Annotated in this window: 2 pseudogenes; both read left to right on the top strand. The window is 66.3% G+C overall.

Annotation, left to right across the window (positions count from 1 at the left end):
* Window positions 1-1,497 (top strand): annotated as a pseudogene (locus WAW39_RS25420) (hypothetical protein); the annotation flags it as partial.
* Window positions 1,498-1,647: 150 nt separating this feature from the next.
* Window positions 1,648-1,968 (top strand): annotated as a pseudogene (locus WAW39_RS25415) (hypothetical protein); the annotation flags it as partial.

Here is a 1,968-nt window from a genome sequence, read left to right as displayed (position 1 = left end):
GCGCTGGGCCTGCCCCCGGATTTTCAGCAGGCGCTGCTGGACCGCTTTCTCAAATCCGCGCACGCCCCGCAGCCAGCGCAGCCGGAAGAATTTGGCTCCACGCCAGAAGGAGACCTCCCCGGCGCTGAGCTGCGCCTCCTGGCAAAAGCAGGCGAGCATGCCAGCCCCGCAGTGCACCACGCACTCCTCGCCGAATTCCAAAGCACCACCGCCACCGATGCCACGCGGGAGAGCATCGCGGAGTATTTCTTTCAGCCGCTCGCAGAGCGCGGCGGGCTGCCGCCGGAAGTGCAGCGCGTGCTGCGGGCCTGCGTGCAGGATGAAAAAGCCATCCTCCAGGCGCGGAGACTCGCCGCAGAGACGCTCGGGCATCTGGGTGCAGGCCTCAGCCAGGAGTCAAAGCAGGCGCTGCTCCTGCTGCTGCAAAACAAGGACCTGCAATACAGCGCCCTGCTGGCCATGCGGCAGCTAGGCCCGCACATGCCTCCCGAGGCCGGGCCGGTGCTGGTGGGCATCGTCGAAAGAAACATCGCCGCCGACAAGGCTCTCTTATCCACTCCAAATCCTTCTCAGCCTGCGGTGTCCCCTGTCCCTGCCGCAGACCCTTTTGGGCCCGGCCCCACGCCTGTCCCAGCAGCGCCATCTCCACCTGCCGCAGATCCATTGGGTCCCAGCGCAGCATCTCCCGCCACCGTCTCACCTCCCACAGCCGCAGCAGGTTCAGCATCCCCAGCCGCCCCCCCCGCAGAGAATCCACCCGCCCCCGCCCCAGACACCTACAGCATGGCTGACGAGTCCCCGATCGAGATCGCCGTACCCGCTCTAGGAAACCTCGGGGAAAAGATGCCCCCTGAGGCGCAGACCGCGCTGCTCGGCGTCATCCTGCATCAGGCAGGCACGCGCCAGACGCCCTGGGACGCCGCCTATGCCCTGGCGCAAATGGGAGACAAACTCCCGCTGCACATGCAGCAGCTCCTCGTCGCCCTGCTGCACCAGCCAGAGCCGGACTTCGCCCTCCGCCTTGCCATCTACAGGACGCTCGCTGTTTCCGGCCTTCATCCCATCACAGACGCGCAGGTCGCAGAACTCCTCGCCAAAACCTATGCTGGCGAGCCCGATCCCGAACTCCGTTTCTACCTCCACCTCTGGCTCGGCCGCACACCCGCCCACCTCCAGGCCGTGCGCTGGCTCGGCCACACGAAGACCGACCCGCCGCCACAGGGAGAAACCCCGCCGCAGGAAATATTGCCCCTCATCTCCCGCCTCTGGCCGCACAGTGCTGGCGCCGATGCCACACACACCGCACTGCGCCATGCCATGGCCCGGCGCACGCACCAGATCCTCACAACCCATTTGAAATCCCACCCGCTGGACGAGCCCCTGCGCAAAGCCCTGCACCCCCTCGCCACCCAGCTTGCCACAGACCCCGCCCCCGACTGCGCCACCGCCCTGCGCGCTGTGCAGACCGCCCTGGCGACGGGTGAAAAAGCGCGCTGATTTTGCGCCCCCGCCAGCAGCGGCCAAGCGGCAGGCATCCTCATGCCCCATCATCTCCACCGGCATTCCATGCGCTTTTTTTTACCACATCATACCATTCTCCGGTATTTTTTCACTTGCACCCCCAAATCCAGGCCCAGGACTTTGAGCATGGCCTTCATCTTCTCCACCTCCCACCCTCCTGAAACCCGAGTCCGCCGCCCTGACCACCTTGATGATGACGAGGAGGAAGACGACGATGTCATGCCCATGCCAATGCCCCGCGCCGGCGGCGTCCGCGCCTACAGCCACCTGCCGGTGCGTGACAATCCTGCGCCTTCCACCGCCCCGCTCCGGGAAGACAGCCCACGGAGAGAGATCGCCCCGATCCCTCCACGCTCCGCCACACCCTCCAGCCCCGCGCCCACCAGACTGGAGGATCAGGATGATCCCCCTCCTTCAGAAGCCAACCCCGAGAACGACACCGCCCCG

Origin of the sequence: Prosthecobacter sp., assembly GCF_049294395.1 — a bacterium.
Taxonomy (GTDB): domain Bacteria; phylum Verrucomicrobiota; class Verrucomicrobiia; order Verrucomicrobiales; family Verrucomicrobiaceae; genus Prosthecobacter.
The sequence above is the reverse complement of the archived record's forward strand: the minus strand, read 5'-3'. Positions and strand labels throughout refer to the sequence as shown.